A 615-nucleotide genomic window follows, 5' to 3' on the forward strand; every position below is an offset into this window, starting at 1 on the left:
CCCTTCACTCCCCACTCGGTGGCGGCCACGTGCTGGGCCAGCGGCAGGCTCGCCGTCGATCGTGCCTGCGCCCACAGGACCACCGCGGCCGGTCCGAGCCGCCGTACCGCCGCCGCGAGGGCCTCGGCGGGCACGGCGGCGCCGAACATCCTCGTGGGCAGGCCGAGTTCGCTCAGTCCGGCGTTGAGCGCCTCCAGCGGCAGGGTGTGCTGTTCGCCGGGCACGCAGGCCAGGATCACCGGACCGGCTGCCGGGGCGTCGGCCGACGGCACGGGCTGCCGGGTGTGCCGCCGCAGCACGGTGGAGACGTGCCACGACAGCAGGTGCTCCACCTCGACGTAACGGTCCCCCGACGAGGCCCACCTGCGTCCCACGGCGTGCAGGGTGGGCACCATCACCTCCTGCCAGGCGACGGCGAGGCCGTGTTCGGCCACGGCGGCGGCCAGTTGTTCCTCGACGGCCGACGCGTCGAGGCGCACGGCGGCGCGGGCCAGCCCCCGGCACTCCTGGCGCACGTCGCCGAGGGGCAGCGTGCCGGCCGCCCCGCCGCGCGGGGCCGCGTCTTCGGCAACACGGGCGGGCCCGGGGCTGGCGACGTACGACTCCGGAGCCGCC

General features: G+C 77.1%; 1 protein-coding gene. It reads right to left on the minus strand.

The window, feature by feature from the left end; all coding sequences use genetic code 11:
* Window positions 1-615: B12-binding domain-containing protein (locus tag ACFW2E_RS42685; protein WP_384476313.1), on the minus strand; the 615-nt coding region annotated here is incomplete at both ends.

The organism is Streptomyces sp. NPDC058964, assembly GCF_042741275.1.
GTDB lineage: Bacteria > Actinomycetota > Actinomycetes > Streptomycetales > Streptomycetaceae > Streptomyces.